Here is a 25,240-nt window from a genome sequence, read left to right as displayed (position 1 = left end):
CTTATTTTTGGATACGATGTTGCTTAACAAAATGGCTAAGCTTTGCAGGCAAATTAGCGAAAATGCAAAGGAGATAAAGTATAGCGCTTGTCACAAAAGCAAAAAGTGCCAAATGTATCAGCGCGGTATTTTTTAACAAGATGCCGATACTGAAAACCGCTGTTGAAATGAGATAACATAGGATGCGCAGCTTCGCCAGTTCGTTAAGGCGCGGGCCAGAAAGCTTTTCGGATGAAAAGTGCAAACCAAAAAACCGGCTTTGCATCAAACTACCCAAGCAACCCAACAGCAATAAAAAACCGTAAAACACACTTAAATTAATGGCTGTGTTGCTTTCCCTAAATTGATAATACACAATTAACGGAACTACAATTAACGCGATAAAAAACAATAACAAGGCGCTTAAAAAGCTTGTGCCATCAGTTTGGACCTTACGCTTAACACTTAGCATTACAAATGGAAGCAAATAAAAAAGCCAGCAGAATACACCAAATACCGCTAAGCCGATAATAAGGTAGGTGATGTTGTTTAATCCAAATAGGTAGGTGTTTATAAAAAATGCCAATAGTGCCAAATTGATCAGATAGAAACTGCTATGTAAAAGATGAGTTTTATCGGGTTTTAGTTGCAAATATTCGGGTAATGATTTAGAACTAATTGCAATCAGCAACAACAAAAACCAGCCACCAAAACCCGCGTGTGCGTGCAACTTTAAAAACACCACATGATCCATCGGTAAAAACGCAAACCGGAAGTTGAAGACCATCAGAAAACCGAGGATAACGGTGAGTAACAACCAAATGGCAGAAGTGCTGAGAAAATCTTGAAATACATCTGGCTTAACGGTTTGTTTGCCCGCTTTAAAAATTTGCCACACCAAACAGCTGATGCTTATCAAAAGCAATGCGGCAGCACATTGCATGGGCCACCCGGGCTCAAAAACCCAGAAGCTATAAATTAAATGCGCCAGCCCAATTACAAAAAGCCCAAAACTTATCCAAGCTAGTTTGGTGTTTACTTTAAAGCCTGGGTAAAACTGCGGCAAAAGTTTATAACATAAACTGAATATCAGCGCACAAAACCAGCCTAAGGCAGTTAAATGGGTTATGGCCAACAAGCGCGGCTGAAAATAATGTCCGCCAAAGTCGGTTGCAGCAAAAAGCAGCAATAAAGCCACCATAAAAAACGAAAAGCCAGCAAGCAAATGATGGGCGATCATTAACTTATTTAGGTCCGTTTTTGTTGGTGCATTCAATTTTTAAAATTTAGGCGGTTTTCAGATTCGGTAAGTGCCGGAGATAAATTTAGAGGAAAAACATCGCGTTAAGCAATTTATAAAACTGATTTAACCATACTATTAAGGGCAGAACGGAACTTCCGCTCCGCCCAGATTAACAACCCATGTTAAGGATTTTTACGGTGCATCTTACACCGGCATTTTTTAGGCCAGCAACTCTTTCTCTAGGGCAATAGCTTTAGGGAACAAAATGTTGTTTTCTAAATGTACGTGCGTAAACAAATCGTTTTCAAACTCTTCGAGCTTTTTAAACAAGATGGTGTACGAGTTACAAGCACCTTGAGGCAAGGTGTAATCGTTGCTTAATTGCCTAATTGCCGCCATATCCTCTCCGGCTTGCTCGTGCTCGGTTTCCATCATTTGGGTAGGATTGTTCACTTGCCCAAAAGGTGCGGGCGCAATACTTGCGCCGGTGTTTTTGGCCGCTACCATTTCTTTAATATAAGGGAACAAAATTTTTTCTTCTTTCATTAAGTGCAGACCAAAATCTTGCGCTACGTTGCTAAAAATCTGCGCAATACGGATTAGTTCCGGATGTCCGTCGCCATGCACTCGCGCGACTTTGTTGGCCAGCTCGGTCATAAACGGCAAGCTCTCTTTTACGTATTTGTGGTGCGTGTTTACAATATAATCCGCCAAGAAATCCAGCTCCCAGCTGTCAAAATCGAAATAGGTGTTTTCACGTTCGTTAAAGCTGTTCAATTCTTTTTCTACCACGGCTACATCAATCCCTTTACGCTCACAAACTTCTTTAACGGTTTTCTTCCCGCCACAGCAAAAATCGATGCCGAATTTTTTAAACACTTGCGCTTTGCGGAAGTCTTTGGTTACCATTTCACCAATGGTTTCATCGCTGCTGGGCTGGCGTTTTAAAATCTGAACTCGCCAAACTTCCGGGCCGTTTTCTAAATATTCCCAGGTAAATGTTTGGCCACGCTCGGCTAATAGCTGATAATACAAGGGTTTTGGATCGTGATCATTATTAATAATAAAAGCCTCCCCTTCTGCCAAAGAATCAAACTTGTTGAAAATTGTCGGGTGTTTAAACCTCGGTTCTATTTGTGTAACATCCAATGTTTCCATTTAATTGAATTTTAAATTTCTTAAGCTACCTGTGCTTAGTTCCGAGACAAAAGTAAAAGACAAAAAAGTCTTAAAATATGATAAGCGTCAACCGGGCGATTGACTTACCGCAAGGGCGTTTCACAAAAGTTAAATTAGAACAAGTCTATATAACATACACCTCAGCCCTTAAAAGGCATCAAACCACCCGTTAACAGGGTTTCTATAAAAAAAAGTGACTAAAATCACTATCCGAAAAAATTAAAGTCATTAAATTGTCAGAGGAATTGAGCCTATCTTTGGCGCAGATAAAAAAATCTATTCATTAATAACTATGATGCAGGCAGACAAATTTTATTATGACAACAAGATCGTCCGCGATTTTGCTATTGCTACGCTTGTTTGGGGTATTATCGGGATGACGGTAGGCTTGCTAGCCGCCTCACAGCTTTTTAGCCCGGCAATGAACCTAGGCAACCAGTACACCACATTTGGCCGTATTAGACCGCTGCACACCAACGCGGTGATTTTTGCATTTGTGGGCAACGCCATTTTCATGAGCGTTTATTACTCTATCCAACGCTTGCTAAAAGCCCGCATGTTTAGCGATGTGCTAAGTAAAATCCACTTCTGGGGCTGGCAGTTGATTATTGTATCGGCAGTAATTACGCTTCCGCTGGGTTTTACCAGCTCGCACGAGTATGCCGAGTTAGAGTGGCCCATTGATATTGCCATTACGGTAATTTGGGTAGTATTCGGTGTCAACATGTTTGGTACAATTATAAAAAGACGCGAGCGCCACCTGTACGTTGCCATTTGGTTTTACATTGCCACCTTTGTTACGGTTGCGGTATTGCACATTGTCAACTCGTTTCAGTTGCCTGTATCCTTATTTAAAAGTTATTATTTATATGCCGGCGTGCAAGACGCTTTAGTGCAATGGTGGTACGGCCACAATGCGGTTGCGTTTTTCTTAACTACGCCTTATTTGGGTATGATGTATTACTTCTTACCTAAAATGGCTAACCGTCCGGTGTACTCTTACCGTTTAAGTATTTTACACTTTTGGGCCTTAATTTTCATCTACATCTGGGCTGGCCCGCACCATTTATTATACACTTCTTTACCGGGTTGGGCGCAATCTTTAGGTGTGGCTTTCTCTATCATGCTCATTGCACCAAGCTGGGGCGGTATGATTAACGGTTTGCTTACCCTGCGTGGCGCCTGGGATAAAGTGCGTGATGATGTTACCTTAAAATTTATGGTGGTTGCGCTTACCGCTTATGGTATGGCTACTTTTGAAGGTCCAATGCTCTCTTTAAAAGGCGTTAACGCGATAGCGCACTTTACAGATTGGATTGTAGCGCACGTACACGTTGGTGCTTTAGGTTGGAACGGTTTCTTAACCTTTGGTATCATGTATTGGTTGGTACCGCGCATTTATAAAACCAACCTGTACTCTAAAAAACTGGCAAGTTTCCACTTCTGGACAGGTACTTTAGGTATTTTATTTTATGCCATTCCGCTTTATTGGGCTGGTTTTACCCAGGGCTTAATGTGGAAAGAATTTACCCCGGAAGGCTTGTTAAAATATTCAAACTTCCTAGAAACAGTAACCCGTATTTTACCAATGTACGTAATGAGGGCTATTGGCGGTGTTTTATACCTAGCAGGAGTTATTGTGATGGCTTACAACTTAATTAAAACTGCCAAACAAGGCAAGTTGGTAAGTAATGAGTATGCAGAGGCTTTACCGTTGCCGGCATTGCCAGAAGAAAGCAAACGCGAGTTCTGGCACCGCAGATTAGAGCGTAAACCAATGACATTGTTGGTTGCCAGCTTAATTGTTATCGCAATTGGCGGTATGGTAGAAATGTTGCCGACGTTCTTCATCAAAACCAACGTACCTACTATTGCAAGTGTAAAACCATATTCGCCACTCGAGTTGCAAGGCCGTGATTTATACATCCGCGAAGGTTGCGTTAACTGTCACTCGCAAACGGTCCGTCCGTTCCGCTCAGAAACAGAACGTTACGGCGAGTATAGCAAGGCGGGCGAGTTTGTTTATGACCACCCGTTCTTATGGGGATCTAAACGTACCGGACCAGATTTGCACCGCGAAGGCGGCAAATACAGTAATGCTTGGCACTACAACCACATGATGGATCCGCGCACCATGTCTCCGGGCAGTGTAATGCCTAACTACGATTGGTTGTTAGACCAAAAGCTAGACACCACCACAACGGCTACTAAGATCCGCGCGATGCAAAAACTAGGTGTTCCGTATCCTAAAGGTTATGATGCTATCGCCAACCAAGATTTGATGAAACAAGCAGAACAGATTGCGGAAAACCTAGCAGCAGATAAAATTAAAGTGAAAGCCGATAAAGAGATTATCGCCATCATCGCTTACCTGCAACGCCTAGGTATCGACATCAAAAACAAACAATAAAAACAAAAAGATGTTCAAGCAGTTTATAAACGGTTTAAAGGGAGATGAGGTTTACATGCTCATCTCACTTTCAATATTCTTTATCTTTTTCATAGTGGCCGCAGTGGTTCTGATAAGGATGAAGAAAAAGCACATTGATTACATGAGCAACATTCCGCTTGAAGATAAAGACAAAAAGGACCAAGAAGAAACCATTAATTAAAAGCTTATTATGCGTTTACACAACAAAATATTTATGCTGGTAGCGGCAAGCCTCGTTTTTGGCAATAGCGCATTTGCCGCCAGCACCTCAGAAATCATGAACGGTATCGCCTTGGGCGCAATCATCGTAACATTGATTCTTATTGTAGTGGTTTGCTTCGTTTTGTTAAAAACGTTTAAAGTGCTTACTGCAATGGTTTTACCATCAGAACAGCAACAACTGGAAAACCCAGAGCTTGTTGGCGTTACTACGGCAGGCAAAGCGCCAATAAAATCGCACAAACAAACATTTTGGCAAAAATTGCTTTCTTTAAGACCGATGTCTGAGGAAAAAGATCTGCTAATCATGCACGATTACGACAACATCCAAGAGCTGGACAATCCTATCCCAGCTTGGTTTAACTGGTTGTTTTACGCTTCGGTGGTTTTTGCGGTAGTTTACCTGTTAAACTTCCACGTGTTTAAATTAGGCAAATTACAAGATGAAGAATACGCAGTAGAAATGAAACAGGCCGCTGCAGAAAAAGAGGCGTTTTTGGCTAAGGCCGGCAACATGATTGATGAAAACAGCGTTAAGATTGATAAATCGGCCGAGGTATTAGCTGCCGGACAAGCGGTTTATACCCAAAACTGCGTGGCTTGCCACGGGGATAAAGGCCAGGGCGTTGTAGGACCAAACTTAACCGATGAATATTGGTTGCACGGTGGCAGCATTAACAAAGTATTTAAAACAATTAAATACGGAGTGCCAGAAAAAGGCATGATTGCTTGGGAAAAACAGCTAAGCCCAAAACAAATATCTGATGTAGCCAACTATATTGAGTCTTTGAAAGGTACCAACCCGCCAAACCCTAAAGCACCACAAGGAGAAAAAGAGTAGATTAGTTGGTTAGGTGGTTAGTTGGCTAGGTGTTAGTTGGTTAGGTGATTAGTTGCGTAAATGTTAGGTTTAAAGTGTTTTAGAGGAGTAATTAGATTGGCAGGTTTTAGTTGGTTTGGTAATTCGGTGTGAGGGTTAAGCAGGCGGAGTTCCGCACTACCAGCACTCAATACTCTATACTCTATACTCTATACTAGAAGGAAGAAGATGGCAGAAGAAGTTAATTATTATCATCAAACAACAGATCAAAACGGAAAGCGCAGGTGGCTTTACCCCTTAATAAGAATTGACCAATGGTATAAATACAGAAGCTATGTGGCTTACTTTTTATTGGTTTTTTTGTTTGCTGCGCCATACATCAGGATAAACGGACACCAGCTTTTGCTGTTCAACATCATCGAACGTAAGTTCATCCTCTTTGGGCAGGTTTTTTGGCCACAAGATTTTTTCATTATTGTTTTAATCTCATTGACAGCACTGGTAGGCATTGTATTGTTTACCAGCGCTTTCGGACGTATTTTTTGCGGCTGGATTTGTCCGCAGACGATTTTCTTGGAAATGGTTTTCCGTCGTATTGAGGTATGGATAGAAGGAGAACCCGCTGCGCGCAAAAAGCTGGATAACAGCCCTTGGACAAAGGATAAAATCATCAAAAAAACCAGCAAACACCTTATCTACGTTGCAATCTCTTTTTTTATTGCCAACACTTTTCTGGCATACGTCATCGGCTCTGCCGAATTATGGCAAATTATTAAAGAACCGGTGAGCCAACACGTATCTGGTTTCATAAGCATTTGGCTATTTACCGCTGCGTTTTACTACGTTTTTGCGCATTTTAGAGAACTGGTTTGTATTGTGGCCTGCCCATACGGACGATTGCAAGGCGTTTTATTAGATCAAAACTCGCTGGTTGTTGCTTACCATTATTTACGCGGCGAACCGCGCGGACGAATTAAAAAGAACGACCCTAACCCTCCACAACTAGGTGATTGTGTAGATTGTAACCTTTGCGTAGCCGTGTGCCCTACCGGGATTGATATCCGCGAAGGGACGCAACTGGAGTGCGTAAACTGCACGGCTTGTATTGATGCTTGTAACCAAGTGATGGACAAAGTTAACCGTCCGCGTAATTTAATTGGTTACTACTCCGAGGAGATGATCAAAAACAATGAGCGTTCGCCACGATTAACCTTGCGGATGAAAGCTTATGGGGTAATCATTTTATTGATGATTGGCGTTTCCACATTTTTCATCCTCACCAAAAAAGATATTGATGTAAACGTATTGCGCGCGGCGGGCTCTATGTACCAAGAGCAACCAAACAACTTCATCAGCAATTTGTACACCGCCGAACTGGTAAACAAAACATCAAAACCTACAAAAATTGATTTTGTGCCAGAAAATAAAAATCACAAAATCCAATGGGTGCAAAAGGTGGATAGTTTAGCGCCAGAAAGCACCTCAAAAGCAACTTTCTTTTTACTGGTCCCACAAACTGACATTAATAAAACCAAAACTTCTGTTAATATTGAGGTGGTGCAAAACGGCGAAGTGATTGACCGTATTGAAACCAACTTTTTGGGACCTGTTAATTAAAAATACATGAATTGGGGAAAAGGTTTAGTACTGGGTTTAGCCGCTTTTATGATATTTATCACCTTGTTGGTGGTGCAAATGTTTAGAACCGCCGAAGACAGTTTTGACAAAGACTATTACGAAAAAGGCTTGGCTTATGATGTAGATTACCAGCAAATGCAACAGGTAATTAAAGATAAAGCCGCCCCTAGCCTACGGCAAGACGACAATTTTGTACAAATTGATTTTGCTAAAGTGGACAGCGGAACGGTAAACTTCAAACGCCCGTCGGATCGGAAAAAGGACCAGCTTTACAGCTTTAACGAGCGTGAAGTGCGTTTACCAAAATCGGCTTTTGAAAAAGGCGAATGGCGCATCATCATCCACTGGACGGCCGACGGCAAAAAATATTTGTACCAAAGCAATATGTTTATGCAATGAGCCACCTTCAACTTGCCTTTGTAATTGGCCTTTTTGGCAGCTTGCATTGTGTAGGTATGTGTGGCCCTTTGGCTTTCGCCCTTCCTCAACAACAAGAAGCTAAGTGGATTACGCTTCTTAAAAAACTGTCGTATAATATTGGGCGTGCGGTCTCCTATGCTAGTTTAGGCTTGCTTGTTGGTTTGCTAGGCAAACAACTTTGGCTTGCCGGTTTGCAACAAGGCGTTAGTATTATTAGTGGCATCTTAATTATTATAGCTGTGCTACCGCAAATCATTAATCGGCGCAGCGCACAGCAATACCGTCCAAATAAAATCACCTCTGCAGTAAACAAGCTCATCGGAAAAGCCATACAACAACGCTCCGGACATTTTTATTTAGGATTGCTAAACGGTATTTTACCCTGCGGTTTTGTTTACTTGGGTTTGGCAACGGCGGTAAGTACCAGCAGTGCTGTGCAATCGGCACTTTTTATGTTTGTTTTTGGTTTGGGCACTATTCCATTAATGCTTTTCGCGATGCTGGGCGCAAACTTTGCAAAACCGGTATTCAGACAAAAAATCACCAGATTTTTACCTTATGTAACTCTTTGTTTAGGCTTGTGGTTTTTGTTCCGCGGTTTAAATTTAGATATCCCTTACTTAAGCCCAAAAATCAACACTAGCGAAGCTGTGATTTGTAGGTAGTTAGCCCTGGGTTAGGTGTTAGTTTGTCCGACTGACTATCCTTCTCATTACTCAATACCCAATACTCACCATTCACTATTTACCACTCAATACCCAATACTAAATACTAAACTCTCACTCCGCAATCAAATCTTCCAGCTGTTTCATAAAGCTATCCGAATCATATTTGGCCAAACCCTCGTGATGGTAACGCATTTTCCCTTCTTTATCTAGCACCAAGGTTGTAGGAAGGCTTCCTTTGTAAACTTTATCCGGCACGGCAGAAGCAAGCGCATAAAACGGAACTTGATACTCGTTTTTTTCCATAAATTTCTGAGCGGTTTGCAGCCTTTCATCCTCGCTTATGGTCAGAAAAAACACCTTTGGATGGTTTCTATATTTTGAATAAAGATTCTCGATAGAAGGAAATTCTGCACGGCAAGGCGGGCACCAAGAAGCCCAAAAGTTGATAAAAACCACTTTCCCACTTAAATCACGCGTATGCCTAATCTCCCCATCCATATCGCGGAAAGCAAAATTTACCTCTTCGGAATTTTCGGCAGTTCCAATTTTTGCATTAAACAAACCGGTCCGCATCGCCTGCTGTAAAATCCACGGTTTTACGTTAGGATTCAACAACATCAATGCAATTAAGCCCAGCATCAGCAAGGTTAAAATATTACGTTTCAACCAATTCAATAAAGTGCGTTTCTTTTCCTCCATTATTATTTTAAAAACACGCACAAGCTACAAAAAATCAATCAAAATAATTTTGTTAGCTTAGCCTAACTTTATAAGTTACTATTTTTAAAATATTAATTAGAGAATTAAAAAATGAAAATTAGTATTATCTTAACTTTTACAATTTTACTCCCTACTGTACTTTCCGCTTTCGGACAATATAAAATTAGCGGAACAGTGAAGGACGAAAAGGGCGAACCCCTGACGGCGGCAAGCGTATCTATCCCAAAACTGGGACTTTTTACACTTAGCGATAGCGAAGGCGGGTTTATTTTAAATAATATCCCAAAAGGAAAATGGTCTTTGGAGGCCGGTGTTGTGGGTTACGGAAAATATCGTGCTGAAATAGATATAGACAGTACCGACGTACAAAAAAACATCATGCTTACTCCAAACCATAACACCGGTTTAAACGAAGTAGTGGTTTCTGGAACATTAAAGGAGGTTTCAAAAACAGGAAGCCCGGTGCCAGTAGAGGTCTACACTTCCAAATTTTTTAAAGCCAACCCTACTCCGTCCATTTTTGATGCGCTACAGAATATTAACGGCGTAAAACCACAGCTAAACTGCAACATTTGCAACACTGGCGATATCCATATCAATGGTTTGGAAGGCCCTTATACCATGATTTTGATAGACGGGATGCCGATTGTTAGCGGTTTATCCACTGTTTATGGTTTAAGCGGGATACCGCAATCTTTAATTGATAGGGTAGAAATTGTGAAAGGTCCTGCCTCTACCCTATACGGAAGTGAGGCTGTTGGGGGGCTCATCAACGTGATTACCAAACGCCCGGGCAACACGCCACGCCTCTCTGCCGATGCTTTTGTAACCGGCTGGGGCGAGGTAAACACCGACTTAGGGGCGCGTTTTGGCGTAGGCAAAAAAGCCAGCACCTTGCTGGGTGTCAATTATTTTAATTACCAAAATCCGCTAGACAAAAACGGCGATAACTTTACGGATGTCACCTTGCAAAACCGCGTTTCAGTTTTTAGTAAATGGAGTATAGATAGGTCAGGGAATAGGGAGTTTTCTATGGCTGCTCGCTACGTTTACGAAGACCGCTGGGGTGGCGAAATGAACTGGTCTCCAAAATATCGCGGCGGCGGCGAGGTATATGGCGAGAGTATTTATACTAGCCGATGGGAAACCTTTGGCACCTACCAATTGCCTATGAAAGAGCGTGTGCTTTTCCAGTTCAGCGCCAACGGGCACAAGCAAAATTCGGCTTACGGCAATACATGGTATTTAGCCGACCAATACGTAGGTTATGGACAGTTAAACTGGTTTAAAACGATGGGCAGACACGATTTGTTGACCGGTCTTACCTATCGCTACACCTATTATGATGATAATACTTACGCTACCACGAGTGCAAACGGCTTACATAACGAACCCACTCACACGCATTTACCGGGTGTTTTTATGCAGGACGAAATAACCATGAACGGCAACAACAAATTGCTTCTAGGTCTTAGGTACGATTATAACTCGATCCACGGAAGCATTTTAACGCCACGGGTAAATTACAAATGGAACTCTAACGATAAAAACAACATCATACGCTTAAGTTTTGGAAACGGCTACCGGGTAGCTAACGTATTTACCGAAGACCATGCGGCGCTTACAGGCGCAAGAGAGGTGGTTTTTGCAAACAATTTAGACCCAGAAACATCTTGGAACGGAAACTTAAACTTTGTAAAGAAAATTGTCGCCGGGACTACATTCGTCGGTTTAGATGCCACTGCATTTTACACGCATTTCAGCAATAAAATTATTGCCGATTACGAAACGGACCCGAATAAAATCATTTACGACAACCTCTCGGGATACGCCATTTCAAAAGGTTTATCACTAAATGTGGATGTGGCATTTCAAAACGGTCTAAAAATATTGGCTGGCGCTACCGCTATGGATGTTTATGATAAAGAAGGAGGCGTAAAAACCCGCCAATTATTTGCCGAAAAATTCACCGGAACGTGGAATATAAGTTACACCCTTAAGCCAATAGGTTTAACGCTTGATTATACCGGGAGCGTATATAGTCCTATGCGTTTGCCCTTGTTGAGTAAAACCGATCCGCGCAGTGAGTATTCGCCTTGGTGGAGCATCCAAAACATACAACTTACCAAAAGCTTAGGGCAAAAAATGGAGATTTACGGCGGCGTTAAAAACTTATTAAACTGGACACCGAACAAAGGAACGCCATTTATCATTTCTCGCGCATACGACCCGTTTGACAAAAACGTACAATTTGACGCCAACGGCCAAGCCATGGCAACGCCAGAAAACCCTTATGGATTAACGTTTGACCCAAATTATGTTTACGCGCCTAACCAGGGAATTAGAGGTTTTTTAGGTTTGCGTTACCGCTTATTTTAGTTATACGTCATTAAAATTATCGGTAAAAAACTTGTTGCAAATTAAAATGCCGTAACGTATGTTTGCATCAATTTAAAATCAATCTAATTAAAAATAGATGGAATCAGGTAATCTTTACGCTTTAACATTTCACCCTATTTAATCACAACACAAATGAGAAAACTATATCTATTACTTCTACTATTTTGTACGAGCTTAGTTGCATTTGCCCAATCAGGAAATCTTTCGGGCAGGGTGATATCGCTACAAAATGAGCCTTTAAACAATGCTAGCGTACGCATTCCGGAGCTTAAAAAAGGCGCGGTTACAGCGCAAGATGGTTCTTTTGAAATTAAGGATCTGCCGAGCGGCACCTACAGCTTAAGAGTTTCCATCATCGGTTACAGCACGAAAAACATCAGCGTAAAAATAGATGCTAACCAAACCACTTTCTTAAATGATATTCAGCTGGCGGTTTCCAACGCTAACAACCTAAATGAGGTTACCGTTACCGGAAATAAAGCCAATAAATATGGCCGAGAAATGAGCAGTACGGTATCTAAAATGCCCCTGAAAGATTTGGAAAACCCGCAGGTTTACAATTCCATCTCTGGTGTTTTGCTGAAAGAACAAGTAGTGACCAATTTTGATGATGCTTTAAAAAATGCACCCGGTATTGATAAACTTTGGGAATCTACAGGCCGTGGCGGTGATGGTGCCGGATATTTTTCGTTGCGCGGATTTGCGGTGCAGCCCACTTTAGTTAACGGCGTGCCTGCTTTAACTAACGGCTCGCCGGATATTGCTAACGTAGAAAGCATTGAGGTTGTTAAAGGACCATCTGGCACTTTGTATGGCAGCAGCTTAATCTCTTACGGAGGTTTAATTAACATCAACACCAAGCGTCCATTTTACGGTTTTGGCGGAAGCATTTCTTACACCACTGCAACCTACGGCCTAAACCGCGTTACCGCAGATGTGAACACCACTTTGGGTAGCGATAACAACGCGGCTTTCCGCATTAATACTGCTTATAACAGTCAGGCAAGTTTCCAGGATGCGGGTTTCAAAAGAAGTTTATTTGTGGCTCCGGCTTTACGTTTTGATGTAAACGAAAGGCTTTCCTTTGACATCAATACCGAGTTTTTCCAAGGCAAAAGCACCAACCAAACCATGCTTTTTGTGGACCGTGGTTCACCGTTGCGCGTACATAATATTGCCGAGTTGGGTTACAACCGTGAAAGATCATACACCAGCAATGATTTGTATATGGAAACGCCAACCTACAGCCTACAAGGACAAATGAATTATAAACTATCCGGCCAATGGACTTCACAAACCGTAGTTTCAAAAACTTCTGCCCGCTCAGAAGGTTATTATTCTTATTTGTACGAAGTAACATCAGCGGTAGAAGGTGCGCCTTTTAATACTCCTATTCCAAGCGGTATTATTTTAAGAAGATCTACCACCAAACAAAACAACGAAACCATCGGATTAGATATCCAACAGAACTTTTTGAGCAATTTCAGCCTCGGAACTGTTAAAAACAAACTCTTAGTAGGTTTAGATTATTTCAACAGAAATGAGGTTCGCAACGATATGGGCTACGGCATCCACGGCTTTGTTAACCTTGGGGTTGATCCAGCTATTTTCCAATCTGTAGTGCCTGCCCTGCATAATTTCTACAATATTCCGGTTAGCACTACCCCAGATGATAGCGGCGTATTAACCCAAGCAGGCGCAGATGCGGGCATTTTAGCCTCATACAGTCCGGGTCCCGGCTACGGCAAAACTAAACAGCAGGTTTACAGCGCTTACGCCTCAGATGTAATCACTTTTACACCTGCACTTTCTGCGATGGCCAGTTTACGTGTTGATAGGTTTAGCGACGACAGCTACCACCAGGTGTCTTTATCACCAAAATTTGGCGTGGTTTATCAACCGATACTAAACAAACTGAGCTTATTCGGTAATTTTATGGACGGTTTTTCCAACGTTGCGCCCGGCGAAGTTAAAACAAATGGCGTAGCCAGCTCAAAATCTTTAAAACCCGAGCATGCTCGCCAGTTTGAGTTCGGAACAAAAATGAGTTTCCTTACTGATAAATTTACCGCTACTTTAAGCTATTACGACATTAAAGTGAATAACCGGGCGCAACTGATTGAAGTTGACCCAGACAACAGCTATTATGTACAAAACGGCGAGCAGTACAGTAAAGGATTTGAAATGAGCGTAATTGCCAACCCAATTAACGGGCTAAATTTTGTTGCAGGCTACAGCTATAATGAGGGCAAACAGCTATCTGGCGACCCTAGCTTTATTGGGTTTAGACCAGAGGAAGCCGGCCCGGCTCACTTGGCTAACTTTTGGGCAAGCTACCGCTTTTCATCGGCTGTTTTAGATGGCTTTGGATTAGGCTTTGGAGGAAACTACGCCAGCGAAAACAAAATCTTTAACCGCACAAACGGAACCTTTACCTTACCAGCTTATACCATTTTAAACGCATCTGCTTTTTATGATGTAAAAGCTTTTAGGTTTACACTGAAGCTGGATAACCTAACTAACAAAGATTACTACAAAGGTTGGTCAACCATCAGCCCGCAAGCGCCACGCGTGTTTTCGGCAGATTTGACTTACCGTTTTTAAGAGTTAGTACGAGAACAAAAAAGCCGGACCTGTTTTTACAGCTCCGGCTTTTTTGTTTAGAGCCTGTTTAAATTTATATTGTAAAAATTTTTATCGCTTATTTTTTCATGCTGCTTATTGTTGTTCAAGGCATTCAAGAAGGCTTATTGCCATTTTGAGCGAAACAAGGCGTGTTTTTGCAGAGATAGCGAGGCTTCTACCTCAAAAAAACACAACAAAGTTGTAGCCGAAAAGAAGCATATACAAATTATTAGATAAATTTTAAACAGGCTCTTAATATAAATCGTAAAATCTAAACCTCCATTTAAACGGCAACAGCGCCTTTAATATGCGGATGTGCCTCGTAACCTACCAGCTCAAAATCTTCATACTTAAAAGCGAAGATATCTTTTACTGCCGGATTAATTTTCATTTGTGGCAGCGCTTTAGGCTCACGGCTTAACTGCAATTTAGCCTGCTCTATATGGTTATTGTATAAATGTGCATCGCCCAAAGTATGTACAAAATCGCCAGGCATTAGATCACAAACTTGCGCCACCAACATAGTTAGCAAAGCGTAAGACGCGATGTTAAAAGGTACGCCCAAGAAAATATCAGCGCTGCGTTGGTACAACTGGCAACTTAATTTTCCTTTAGTTTCGCCTTTAGATGCATCCGGCGGAGCCACATAAAACTGAAAAAAGCTGTGACAAGGCGGCAAAGCCATGTTTTCAATCTCGGCCACATTCCATGCAGAAACAATAATTCTGCGGCTATCCGGATTGTTTTTTAACTGCTGAATGATGTTGCTGATTTGATCAATGGTTCTACCGTCTGGCGTAGGCCAAGAGCGCCATTGCGACCCGTAAACCGGACCTAAGTCTCCGTTTTCATCAGCCCACTCGTCCCAAATACGCACCCCGTTTTCTTTGAGATATTTGATATTGGTATCGCCACTTAAAAACCAAATCAGTTCATGAATAATAGATTTTAGATGAAGCTTTTTTGTGGTCACCATCGGAAAACCTTCGGCAAGGTTAAACCGCATTTGGTAGCCAAACACACTAATGGTTCCGGTACCGGTTCTGTCGTGCTTTTGCGCGCCGTTCTCCAGCACGTGCCTCATCAAATCTAAATACTGCTTCATTAAATATCGCTTTAACCTACAAATTAAATTAATCTATATTTGTTATCCTATTAATGTTTAAAAGATATGTGTGAAGATGTTAGATATGAGATGTGAGACGTTAGATATGAGATTAGAGATATAAGCTATCGACCATAAACTTATAGACTACGGACTATGGACTATCGACTATAAACCCCCAACCATGAACTGCAAACCATGGACTGCGGACTATAAAACCATGGACTATCGACTATGGACAATAAAACTATTCAATCATTCACTCCTTCAAAATTCAAAATTAAACCCCCATGCTCATCTTCCCTTCTGCAAAAATCAATATCGGCTTAAATGTGGTAAAGCGCCGGGCAGATGGCTATCATGATTTAGAAACGATTTTTTACCCCATCCAACTATGTGATGCTTTAGAACTGGTTGAAAGCAGCAAAATGAAATTTGAAAGTTCGGGCATTCCCATTCCGGGTAATACAGATCAAAACCTTTGCTTAAAGGCCTACCAACTTTTGCGCAACGATTTCGATTTGCCAAATATCCACATCCATCTACTTAAAAAAATCCCCGTTGGGGCAGGCTTGGGCGGAGGCTCGGCCGATGCCGCTTTTTTTATAAAGCTGGTTAATCAATATTTTAAGCTGAATTTAAATGTTGAACAAATGCAAGTCTATTGCCGAAAGCTGGGCGCAGATTGTGCTTTTTTTATCGAAAACAAGCCGGTTTACGCGTTTGCCAAAGGCGATGAATTTGAGAATATCGAGATAGATTTAAGTGCTTATCATATTGCCCTGCTGATGCCAAATGTTCACGTATCCACCGCAGAAGCTTACGCTGGAGTAAATCCAAAACCGTCTTCCAAATCGCTTAAAGAGCTAATAAAATTACCGGTGTCTGATTGGCAACAGCACATTTACAATGATTTTGAGCCACATATTTTAAAAGCACACCCCATTATCGCGAAGGCGAAAAAAGCTTTATACCAAGCGGGTGCGCTGTTTAGTTTAATGAGTGGAAGCGGCGCTTCTGTTTATGGAATTTTTGATGAAAAAGCAGACTTAAGCGGTTTAGAGAACGAGTTTTTGGTTTTTAACGATTTACATGCTTAGTCCTAAATTGCTTATTATTGGCTCGGTTTGGCCCGAGCCTAATTCTTCTGCTGCCGGAAGCAGGATGATGCAACTGATTGCGGCCTTCCATAAGGCAAATTATCAAATCACATTTGCGTCCGCTGCTGCGGATAGCGAATTTTCTGTGGATTTGGCTTCAATTGGCGTTAACAAAGTCCACATCCAGCTCAACAGTGCCAGTTTTGATACGTTTGTGGCACAGCTAAATCCCCAAGTGGTAATATTTGATCGCTTCATGACAGAGGAGCAATACGGTTGGCGTCTACGCGAAAGCTGTCCGGAAGCGTTACAGATTTTAGATACCGAAGATTTACATTGTTTACGTGCCGCACGCCAAAACGCTTGGAAAGCAGGAAAAGCATTTCAAATTAGCGATTTATTAACCGAAGAAGTAGCAAAACGGGAAATCGCCAGCATTTTACGTTGCGATTTATCCTTAGTTATTTCGGCTTTTGAGCTCGACCTACTGCAGAACTTGTTTAAGATAGAACCGTCTCTTTTATTGTATCTGCCTTTTATGCTGGAGCAATTGCCTGCCGATTTTGCAGAAAAAATCCCATCTTTCGAGCACAGAAAGCATTTCATCAGCATCGGTAATTTTTTGCACCAGCCCAACTGGCAATCGGTATTGCATTTAAAAAATAAAATCTGGCCTTTAATCCGCAAACGTTTGCCACAGGCAGAAATCCATATTTATGGCGCTTACCCTTCCGAAAAAGTGTTTCAACTACAGCAACCCAAAGAAGGTTTTATCATTAAAGGCCGTGCAGAAAATGTAAACGCTGTTATGCAAAACGCGCGGGTTTGTTTGGCGCCCCTACTTTTTGGCGCGGGCCTAAAAGGTAAATTGATTGATGCCATGCAAAACGGGACGCCCAACGTAACCACTGCTATTGGCGCCGAGGCCATGCACGGCAATTTGGCTTGGCCCGGACGGATTGAAAACGACGTTGAGAAGTTTGCAGATGCAGCCGTAGCGCTTTACCAGAATAAAGATTTATGGATGCAAAAACAAGCATTAGCTTATCCCATCATTAACCAAATTTACAGTAAAACAGCAGGCGAACGTGCGTTACTTAATAACATTGGAAAGCTTTTAAGCACGTTGCAACAACATCGGCAACAAAATTTTTTAGGCGCTATGTTGCGTCACCATCAGCTAAATAGCACCAAGTACCTCTCAAAATGGATTGAGGCCAAAAACAAAACCCAACGATTGGACTAATAATTGTTTAACCGCAATTAAAACCCTTTATGAAGAGCTTTTTTATTGTGGGCGATGTGCATGGCTGCTTTTATACGCTTCAGAAACTGTTATTGCAATGGAAACCCAAGCAGCAGCAGCTCATCTTTGTTGGCGATATTATAGATCACGGGAATTTTAGTCCGCAGGTTGCGCAGTTGGTTCAAGAGCTACAGAAAAAACATCCGGATACGGTGCTTATCCGCGGAAACCACGAGCAACAGTTTATGCAACATTGCTTAGAAAGCTTTGATGAAGATTGGTATGGCAAATCTGGCGAACGTACATTTAGCCAGTATTTGGTAGAAGGAAGACCTATTGATCCGGACGCGGAATGGTTCAAAAATTTGCCTTTGGTGTTTGAGCACCCCAACTTTATCGTTTCCCACGCTGGCATTTCAGATTCGGAAAACCCTTTTGACCCTAACAATAAAGAAGGTGTAGTTTGGCAACGTAACGAAACCAAAAAACTGCCGCAACTGCAAGTTTTTGGCCATACACCAAAAGAAGATGCACTTTACGATGCCAATGTGCACGCCATTAATATCGACACCGGTGCCTATAAATGCAATAAATTAACAGCCTTGCTTTTGGATAAAAACGGAAACATCTCGGATATCATTAGCGTGCCTACCGCAAATGAAGATATGCCCGAGAAGAAAGAAGAATGTTTGCTTTAACAAAAAAAAGCGTTCCGAAGAAATTTCGGAACGCTAAACACACATTTATAAATTAAACTTATTCTTCTAACAATTTCACTTCCTCTTTCTTACGCCATTTGGCAATTCGTGCCTTCATTTTACACCTAATTAGGTACATAGACGGCACTAAAATTAACGTCAAGAAAGTGGCAAAGCTTAAACCGAATATCATCGTCCAAGAAAGCGGGCCCCAGAAAGCAACGTTGTCACCGCCGAAATATAAATGGGGATTTCCGGTAGTTAATAAAGTGGCAAAATCCAGGTTTAAACCTACTGCAAGCGGAATTAAGCCCAGCATCGTAGCCGTAGCGGTTAATAAAACCGGCGTCATCCGCGTGCGTCCGGCTTCTAAAACGGCCTCGTAAGGTTGCATCCCTTGTTCTATCATTAAATCTGCAAATTCCACCAGCAATATTCCGTTACGCACCACAATCCCCGCAAGGGCAACAATACCCACGCCCATCATTACAATAGACATTTCCATATGAAAGATAGTGATGCCCAGCAACACACCTATGATGCTGAACAAAATCTCGCTCAAAATAATAATCGGTTTACCGATAGAGTTAAACTGGATCACCAAAATAATGAGGATCAAGAAAAATGCAACGCCCAAAGCTAAGCCCAAGAAAGCGGAGGTTTCGGCCTGTTCTTCTTGCGCACCGCCCATTTTAATCACCACACCGGCTGGCGCGTTAAAATCTTTAATGGCACTCTCGATGTTTTTATTTACTTCGCCCGGGTTATAATCCGCCAAAACGTTAGATGATAAAATCACAATGCGTTTACCTTGCTTCCGCTTGATACCGCCGTAAGTGTCCACATAATCTATCGTCGCAAAAGAAGAAATCGGCACCTGACGGATTGCGCCGCCCATCGCCATATCGCGAAACGTAATCTGGATATTGCGCAAAGCCTCCAGACTATTCCGTTGCTCCTCTCGCGCCCGCACGTTTATCTTATAATCTTCATCCAAATCTCTAAACTTAGAAACCTCCATCCCGTAAAGGGCTGTACGTAAATTGTAAACCACGTTTTGTGTAGATATCCCTTGGCGGTTTGCCCGCTCACGGTCGATATCAAAAATCACCTCTGGCTTATTGTTTTGGAAATCCGATTTTAGCTCTTCAATACCGCCAATGTTTTTAGCTACCAAATAGCTCTTTAGGCGTTCAGATGTTTTTACAATGCTATCCAAATCGTCGCCCGTAATTTCGATACTGATGGGTTTAGCCGTTGGCGGGCCGCCTTGCTCTTGTGCAACAGAAATCTCGGCACCCGGAATACCTTTTATAGCTTTCCTAATCTCTGTAAGATATTCTGATGAAGGCCTTCCGGTACGTTTGCCAAATTCTTTGAAAGCCACCGTAACCTTGCTTCTGTTAGGGTAATTGCCTTGGTCTTCATCTTGCGGATCTGTAACGCCCACCGTTACGTTAGAAATGATAGACGATACGTTTTGCGCACCCAAACTGTCTACCACGGCAGTTACGCGTTTTTCTATTTTCTTGGTGACCTCGTTGGTGTAAGCTTGGTCCGTACCTACCGGCAAGGTGGTGTACACATACACAAAGTTGGGATCGGCAGTTGGGAAAAACACAAACCTTGGCGGGATGATGCCTGTTAAAATAACGGAGAACACCAACAAAGCGAAAGTGCTGCCCAAGATGGTGTAAGGGCGGTGCAGCGCCCAATCTAAAAAACGGGCGTAGCGATCTTGTACTCTTGGCCAAAAATGGGTTTGAAACTTGCGGATGGTTTTTTCTAATACAAAATGCTGCAGCAGGTAAAACAAGGCTATTACCACAATAAAGTTTCCAAAACCAAAGTTGATGATGTAGCCAATTACAGCTGCTATGCAGAAGTAAAGCAGTACCTTTTTGGTGCGCCTGTCAAACTTAGGTTGGTGCGCCTCATGCCCATCATGCGACTCCATAAAATCAACCGCGAAAACCGGATTGATGATATAAGCCACCACCAAAGATGCCAACAAGGTTATAATCAAGGTTATCGGCAAAAAGAACATAAACTCGCCAATAACGCCGGGCCAAAAAGCGAGTGGCACAAAAGGCGCTAAAGTCGTCATAGTGCCAGAAAACACAGGCAAAAACACTTCGCCTGCCGCCATTTTTGCAGCCTTTTTAATCTCTATTTTCCCGTTCTCAAATATCCGGTGGGTATTTTCAATCACCACAATGGCATCATCCACCACAATACCCAAAGCCAGCAAGAAAGAAAACAGCACAATCATATTCATGGTGAAACCTAAAGCCGGCATCACCAAAAAAGCCACACACATAGAAAGCGGTACCGAAAGCGCCACAAACAAGGCATTGGTAATGCCCATGAAAAACATCAAAATCAGCGTTACCAAAATAAAACCGATGATAATGGTGTTGATCAAATCATGAAGGGTAACGCGGGTTTGATCGGATTGGTCGCCGGTGGCCACAATTTCCAAACCTTTTGGAAACTGCTTTTCCTGCATCTCCGCCAAAATCTCGCGGATTTTATCCGATGCCTCAATCAGGTTTTCTCCCGAACGTTTTTTAACGTTTAAGGTGATTACGTTTTTACCGTTCAGTCGCGCAAAAGATTCTTGTTCTTCAAAACCGTCCACCACGTTGGCGATATCTCTCAAATAAACCGAGCCACCTGTCGGTGTTTTAATAATGGTGTTGCCAATTTCCTCGGCAGATTTGTACTCCTTTTTAATATTTAAGGTACGGCGAACGCCATCAATAGGCACAGTACCGCCAGACGCCGAGATGTTCTCGTAACCTACCGCATTTTGAATATCCATAAACGAGATTTTCGCTGCGGCCATCTTGTTCATGTCCACATTAATCTGCATTTCTGGTTCAAGCGCACCAACAATATCCACCCCGGAAATTTCTGGCAAGGCCTCTATCCTATCCTGCAAATCATCGGCATAACCTTTTAAGGTTTTTAAATCAAAATCTCCCGACATGTTCAGGTACATAATCGGTAAATCCGAAAGGTTGATATCCATCACCACCGGATCATCGGGCAAATCGCTAGGTAAATCTGTTTTTGATTTGTCCACAGCATCTTTGATACGCTGTTTTGCCACCACAATATCTACGTTAGAGTTAAACTCTGCTGTAATGATGGAAAAATCCTGGTAAGAGTTGGAGGTAACTTTCTTTAAGCCTTGGGTAGATCTAATTTGCTTCTCAATCTGCTTGGTTACCAAATTCTCCATATTCTCTGGCGATGTGCCCGGATAAACCGTTTGCACAAATATTTTCGGGATAGAGATTTCCGGAAAATTCTCTTTAGGCAAGTTTACGTAGGCAATGTAACCCGCTATTAAAAGCATAAAAGTTAGTACGTAAATTGCCGTTTTATTCTCAATAGCCCAACTTGAGGGCTTAAATTCTTTTTCTAAATCTTTCATTTAGTTTGGATTGATGTTTTCAAATCTTTCAACTAAAAACTTACGGTATCGCCTTCGCTCAGTCCGTTTAAGCCTGCAACAACCACTTTATCGCCGGCACTAATGCCTTCTAAAATTTCGGCCATGCCGTTGTACACATTGCCGACCTTTACATCAACTTTTTTGGCTTTCCCGTTCACCGCTAGCATCAAATAATCGCCTTTTTCCGATTTTTGGATGGCTTTTATAGGCACAGTGGTCGCATCTTTATTGGTGTAATCCACAATTTTAAGTACTGATATCATGTTAGGCCGAAAAGTTTTGCGACTTGGCAGTTTTACCTCTACGTTAAAGCTCCGGCTCATAGGGTCAATGGTTTTCGACGCGAAAGAGATGCGCGTTTTTACCGAATCAGAAGCGTCTGGCAAAATCACCAAAACCTCATCACCTTGGTTAATGCGCCCCGCATAGGTTTCGGAAACTTGCGCTTTTGCTTTTAAATCGTTAGCATTTACCACCCTAATGCCCGGCGCGCCTGGTTGCACAGCCTGCCCAACTTTATAATCCATCTCGTCTATAGTGCCGGAAATTGGCGACTTGATTTTGTACATCGCTGCTTGTTGTTTTAGCACCGCCATCTGTTTCTCTAAGCCCTCTTTTTGCGATTTTGCATTCAGGTACTGCACCTCCGTACCAATTTTTTGATCCCAAAGGTTCTTTTGCCTGTTGTATAAATTGGTAGCTAAGTCAAGCGAGGTTTGCAGTTGTGCGATATTTTGCCTTAAAACTGCATCGTCAATTTGCGCCAACACCTGCCCTTTTGATACGTGCTGACCAATGCTTGCGTAAATTTTGGTGATTACACCTTGCGCTTCTGGGTTTACCTGCACATTTTGTTCAGCATCTACCTTTCCTTGTATTTCAATGTAATTTTTAAAAGTGCTCTTTTGTACGTCAAATACGGTTACCTCTTTTACCACATCTTCTTTATCATCGCCAATCTGAGCTTCCAAATCGGCAATTTGCTCGCTTATCTTGGCTTGCTCTTTCTTTAGTTTCTCTAGCTGAGCTTTTTTGTCTTTAGGCTCACTACCACAGGCTGCTAAAAACAGCACAAGGGACAGTATTAATATATTCTTCATCTGTTTATTTGTTGATTGTTTAGTCATGTTGACAATTCTTTATTTATTGGATAACTCCAGTTGCTTTCTCGGTGTCCACCTTACTTACAACAGCGTCATAAAGTGCATTGATATAATTGTTTTCTGCTTCTTTGAGCGATGTTTGCGCTTGGGTAACCTCCAAAGATGAGCCCACACCCTGCTCGTACTTAATTTTGCTCACACGCAGTACTTCATTGGCCAAATCCAAATTACGTTGCTGGCTTTCTAGCGAGTTGATGGCGTTGGTGTATTTGGTAATGCTGTTTTCGATATCCAGATTAATAGAGTTTTTAGCCTGGAACAAATCGTTCTGTGATTTTAACACCTCAAATTCTGCTTGTTTAACCTTTTGATACCTTTGCCCGCCGCTAAAAATCGGCACGTTCAGTTTTAGACCAATTACCATCGTCGGAAAGCTTTCGTCGTACAAATCGCTAAACTTATTGTTTTGATATTGATAAGAACCCGAGCCAAAAGCTGATAAATTTGGCAAATAAGCCGATTTGTAGCGCTTTAAATCCAATTGGTTCAACTTAATAGCTGTTTGCGCCAAAGAATATTCAATGCGGTTTTGGTAGGCGGTAGTGTCTTTCATAAAAACGCCTTTGTCCAATTTCACATCTTCGATAGTCCCAGAAAGTGTTAAAACGTCGGTAACGGGCATGCCCATCTGAAATTTTAGCATGGTAATGCCCACGCCTAAAGAACGCTCAACATTTTGCTTTTCGGTAAGCAAATTGTTGTAGATCACCCGCAGCCTATCCGCATCAATTTTTTCGGCAAAACCATTGTCAAACAAAGCTTGTGTTTGGTCTAGCTGGGTTTTTAACTGGCTGATGTTGGCATTCAGCAAATCCAGCTGTTTGTTGTTTACCAAAACCATGTAAAATGCCTTAGTTACCGCAACATTTGTTTCAATTTTAGTGCGATTAAACGTTTTTTCCGACAGCTCTCTATAGGTTTTGGATGCCTGTAAGCCAACCAAATAGCTTCCATCAAAAATCAACTGGTTTACTGCCGCGCCTAGGCTAGAGCTGTATTTAACACCAAATTTTACTGGAATAAATGTGCCCGCCGGCTGATTAAAAAATTCGCCTGGCAATAATGAAGTAGGTAGTTTCAAGAAATCTTGCAAATCTGCCGAAGCAGAAATTTGCGGTAAACCGATGCCTATTGTTTCTTTAACCTTGGCATCCGCAATTTTTTGGTCAATCGCCGCATTAAGTACACTGGTTTGATGCTCATAAGCATAATTTATGCACTGCTCTAAGTTAAAATCATGCACCTTTTCGGGCGGGTTTTGTGCCCACACTAAAATGCTGAATAAACTGAAAACAGCCGTAACAAACAGTTTTTTTGTTTTCATCATATCGGATTGTTTCTATTGGTATAATTGTTAATTAATACATGTCCGCTTAGCGTGCAAATGCCAAACAGAAAATGCGTGGTTAATTCATGAATTACGTTGTACATGCTATATCGGCCGCTGCGCACCAAATCTGCCTGAAAAACCCAGTTGATTTGTGCCGTACGCGCAGTAGCTAAAATATCCGGATTAATGTCTGCCCTAAAAATCTTTTCGTTTATGCCACGCTCTAAGCACGCTTTTACACAGTTATAGATGCGGTTTTCATGGAAGCTCATCAATAATTTGTAGGCCTCATTATGGTATTTTTCTAAATCGTAAAATACAATCGGATTCAAACTGGATATCATTTCTTTCAAAAAATCCATCGTTAAAAAAATCTCCTCAATGGCATCTTTAGCTTTTACCCGGCACAAATCCATATTGCATTCTTCTTTACTTAGGGTATTGCTAATCATTTCCATCACCAGCTGATTTTTGTCTTTATAATGCGCGTATATGGTTTTCTTGCTCATACCCAAATGCTTTGCAATATCATCCATGGTAACGCTGCGCATCCCAAACTTTAAAAACAACTTCTCCGCCTCTTCCAATATTACCTTGTCAACCATCTATATCTCCAAATTTTTTCGCGCCCAAAACTATGGAAACTTTTTTCATTTCCAAAGTTTCCAATAAAAAATCCACTGTTAAATACGTAAGCCCTCTACAGAACGCTACAAAAGTTCTAAACCTTAAACCCAAAACCTTACACCTTCCACCTCAACCTTCCATCTCAAACCTCGCCTATTTCAACTTA

General features: G+C 41.9%; 19 protein-coding genes. 11 read left to right on the top strand and 8 right to left on the bottom strand.

Translation table 11 applies throughout. From position 1 onward, the window contains the following. Position 1: 1 nt before the first annotated feature. A complete protein-coding gene (locus BCY91_RS09385) occupies positions 2-1,255 on the bottom strand; it encodes a hypothetical protein (RefSeq protein WP_120181693.1) in 1,254 nt (417 codons plus the stop codon). 186 nt (positions 1,256-1,441) lie between these two features. Then, positions 1,442-2,380 carry an iron-sulfur cluster repair di-iron protein gene (ric, locus tag BCY91_RS09380; RefSeq protein WP_120181692.1) on the bottom strand — a complete coding sequence of 313 codons (939 nt, stop codon included), beginning with the start codon at positions 2,378-2,380 and terminating at the stop codon, positions 1,442-1,444. A gap of 316 nt (positions 2,381-2,696) precedes the next feature. Between ric and ccoN the strand changes: the two genes are divergently transcribed. From ccoN to BCY91_RS09350, 6 genes are all read left to right on the top strand, one after another. Then, positions 2,697-4,811 (top strand): cytochrome-c oxidase, cbb3-type subunit I, encoded by a 2,115-nt coding sequence (ccoN, locus tag BCY91_RS09375; RefSeq protein ID WP_120181861.1) that lies wholly within the window; start codon positions 2,697-2,699, stop codon positions 4,809-4,811. A 10-nt stretch (positions 4,812-4,821) separates the two neighbouring features. Then, on the top strand, positions 4,822-5,013 hold the full coding sequence (locus BCY91_RS09370) for a hypothetical protein (protein ID WP_120181691.1): 192 nt from the start codon (positions 4,822-4,824) through the stop codon (positions 5,011-5,013). A gap of 9 nt (positions 5,014-5,022) precedes the next feature. Next, the gene (locus BCY91_RS09365) at positions 5,023-5,892 is read left to right on the top strand and encodes a cbb3-type cytochrome c oxidase N-terminal domain-containing protein (protein ID WP_120181690.1); all 870 of its coding nucleotides are present in this window, start codon (positions 5,023-5,025) and stop codon (positions 5,890-5,892) included. Positions 5,893-6,099: 207 nt separating this feature from the next. Then, the gene (ccoG, locus tag BCY91_RS09360) at positions 6,100-7,488 is read left to right on the top strand and encodes a cytochrome c oxidase accessory protein CcoG (protein WP_120181689.1); all 1,389 of its coding nucleotides are present in this window, start codon (positions 6,100-6,102) and stop codon (positions 7,486-7,488) included. 6 nt (positions 7,489-7,494) lie between these two features. Further along, positions 7,495-7,908 (top strand): FixH family protein, encoded by a 414-nt coding sequence (locus BCY91_RS09355; RefSeq protein ID WP_120181688.1) that lies wholly within the window; start codon positions 7,495-7,497, stop codon positions 7,906-7,908. Next, positions 7,905-8,594 carry a sulfite exporter TauE/SafE family protein gene (locus tag BCY91_RS09350; protein ID WP_120181687.1) on the top strand — a complete coding sequence of 230 codons (690 nt, stop codon included), beginning with the start codon at positions 7,905-7,907 and terminating at the stop codon, positions 8,592-8,594. The genes BCY91_RS09355 and BCY91_RS09350 overlap by 4 nt, the downstream gene beginning before the upstream one ends. A 114-nt stretch (positions 8,595-8,708) precedes the next feature. Here the strand turns inward: BCY91_RS09350 and BCY91_RS09345 are convergent, their stop codons facing one another. After that, positions 8,709-9,296 (bottom strand): TlpA family protein disulfide reductase, encoded by a 588-nt coding sequence (locus BCY91_RS09345; RefSeq protein ID WP_120181686.1) that lies wholly within the window; start codon positions 9,294-9,296, stop codon positions 8,709-8,711. Between the two features lie 111 nt (positions 9,297-9,407). On the opposite strand from BCY91_RS09345, the gene BCY91_RS09340 reads away from it, so the two are divergent. Further along, positions 9,408-11,696 carry a TonB-dependent receptor gene (locus BCY91_RS09340; protein WP_120181685.1) on the top strand — a complete coding sequence of 763 codons (2,289 nt, stop codon included), beginning with the start codon at positions 9,408-9,410 and terminating at the stop codon, positions 11,694-11,696. Between the two features lie 153 nt (positions 11,697-11,849). Next, entirely contained in the window at positions 11,850-14,321 is a 2,472-nt protein-coding gene (locus BCY91_RS09335; protein WP_120181684.1) for a TonB-dependent receptor, read from the top strand. Between the two features lie 304 nt (positions 14,322-14,625). Here BCY91_RS09335 and BCY91_RS09330 read toward each other — a convergent pair whose 3' ends face one another. Beyond that, on the bottom strand, positions 14,626-15,447 hold the full coding sequence (locus tag BCY91_RS09330; RefSeq protein WP_120181683.1) for a thymidylate synthase: 822 nt from the start codon (positions 15,445-15,447) through the stop codon (positions 14,626-14,628). Positions 15,448-15,737: 290 nt separating this feature from the next. Here BCY91_RS09330 and ispE point away from each other — a divergent pair, with 290 nt between their 5' ends. Genes ispE through BCY91_RS09315 form a run of 3 tightly spaced genes read left to right on the top strand, consistent with a single transcriptional unit; the run spans position 15,738 to position 18,491 of the window. Continuing rightward, the gene (ispE, locus tag BCY91_RS09325; RefSeq protein ID WP_120181682.1) at positions 15,738-16,547 is read left to right on the top strand and encodes a 4-(cytidine 5'-diphospho)-2-C-methyl-D-erythritol kinase; all 810 of its coding nucleotides are present in this window, start codon (positions 15,738-15,740) and stop codon (positions 16,545-16,547) included. Then, positions 16,540-17,793 carry a glycosyltransferase gene (locus BCY91_RS09320; protein ID WP_120181681.1) on the top strand — a complete coding sequence of 418 codons (1,254 nt, stop codon included), beginning with the start codon at positions 16,540-16,542 and terminating at the stop codon, positions 17,791-17,793. The genes ispE and BCY91_RS09320 overlap by 8 nt, the downstream gene beginning before the upstream one ends. A gap of 29 nt (positions 17,794-17,822) precedes the next feature. Next, the gene (locus BCY91_RS09315; RefSeq protein ID WP_120181680.1) at positions 17,823-18,491 is read left to right on the top strand and encodes a metallophosphoesterase family protein; all 669 of its coding nucleotides are present in this window, start codon (positions 17,823-17,825) and stop codon (positions 18,489-18,491) included. A gap of 58 nt (positions 18,492-18,549) precedes the next feature. Here the strand turns inward: BCY91_RS09315 and BCY91_RS09310 are convergent, their stop codons facing one another. The 4 genes from BCY91_RS09310 to BCY91_RS09295 are packed head-to-tail and all read right to left on the bottom strand — an operon-like array spanning position 18,550 to position 25,052. After that, positions 18,550-21,933 (bottom strand): efflux RND transporter permease subunit, encoded by a 3,384-nt coding sequence (locus BCY91_RS09310; protein WP_120181679.1) that lies wholly within the window; start codon positions 21,931-21,933, stop codon positions 18,550-18,552. Positions 21,934-21,965: 32 nt separating this feature from the next. Then, positions 21,966-23,054: an efflux RND transporter periplasmic adaptor subunit gene (locus tag BCY91_RS09305; protein WP_120181860.1), complete on the bottom strand. Its 1,089-nt coding sequence runs from the start codon at positions 23,052-23,054 to the stop codon at positions 21,966-21,968. A gap of 43 nt (positions 23,055-23,097) precedes the next feature. Beyond that, positions 23,098-24,444: a TolC family protein gene (locus BCY91_RS09300; RefSeq protein ID WP_245989050.1), complete on the bottom strand. Its 1,347-nt coding sequence runs from the start codon at positions 24,442-24,444 to the stop codon at positions 23,098-23,100. Then, positions 24,441-25,052: a TetR/AcrR family transcriptional regulator gene (locus BCY91_RS09295; protein ID WP_120181677.1), complete on the bottom strand. Its 612-nt coding sequence runs from the start codon at positions 25,050-25,052 to the stop codon at positions 24,441-24,443. Before BCY91_RS09295 ends, BCY91_RS09300 begins: the two co-directional genes overlap by 4 nt. Between the last annotated feature and the right edge of the window lie 188 nt (positions 25,053-25,240).

The organism is Pelobium manganitolerans (genome assembly GCF_003609575.1).
Classification (GTDB): Bacteria; Bacteroidota; Bacteroidia; order Sphingobacteriales; family Sphingobacteriaceae; genus Pseudopedobacter; species Pseudopedobacter manganitolerans.
This window is presented reverse-complemented; position numbering and strand designations above follow the sequence as displayed.